Annotated in this window: 1 protein-coding gene and 1 pseudogene; both read left to right on the top strand. The window is 61.2% G+C overall.

All coding sequences use genetic code 11. From position 1 onward, the window contains the following. The coding region (locus AC04SF_RS37445) for an ABC transporter permease subunit (RefSeq protein ID WP_488481881.1) at positions 1-128 on the top strand (128 nt) is incomplete at its 5' end. Continuing rightward, positions 121-587: pseudogene (locus AC04SF_RS37440) on the top strand (ABC transporter permease); the annotation flags it as partial. The gene AC04SF_RS37445 and the pseudogene AC04SF_RS37440, both read left to right, overlap by 8 nt.

The raw sequence follows: 587 nt of genomic DNA, 5'->3' as shown, positions 1-587 counted from the left end.
CGGCGCTCAACCGCGACTACACGCTGGTGATGGGAACAGTGGTGGTGATCGCCATCTTCACCATCGTCTTCAACCTGATCGTCGACGTCATGTACGCGGTCGTCGACCCGAGGGTGCGCTATGACTGACATCGCAGCCACGGCTCCCGCTATCGTCGGCCGCTCGCTGTGGGGCGATGCCTGGGCGCGCCTCAAGGCCAACCGCGCCGCCATGTTCAGCCTCTACTACCTCGCCTTGATCGGGCTCGTCAGCGTGTTCGGCCCCTGGTTCGTGCCGCACCAGTACACGACCATCTATGCCGACTATGTGCGCATGCCGCCAAGCCTGTCAGCCTATCCCAAGCCCGACATGATCGAAACGGCGCTCACCGAAGCGATCAAGCGCATGCGGGTCGACATCAAGGAGTGGCATCAGGAGGGCAGTCAGGTCTTCGTCACCGTCAAGTCGACCAAGCCGATCGATGACCGCAACATCCGCTACCTCGACCGGTCCGATGCCTTTGACGACACCAAGATCGAGAACAAATCGCCCGACGGTCTCGAAGTGACGATGAGCGCGTCGGTCAAGCAGCAATATTTCCTGTTCGG

Source organism: Mesorhizobium sp. CNPSo 4671, assembly GCF_057784245.1.
This window is presented reverse-complemented; position numbering and strand designations above follow the sequence as displayed.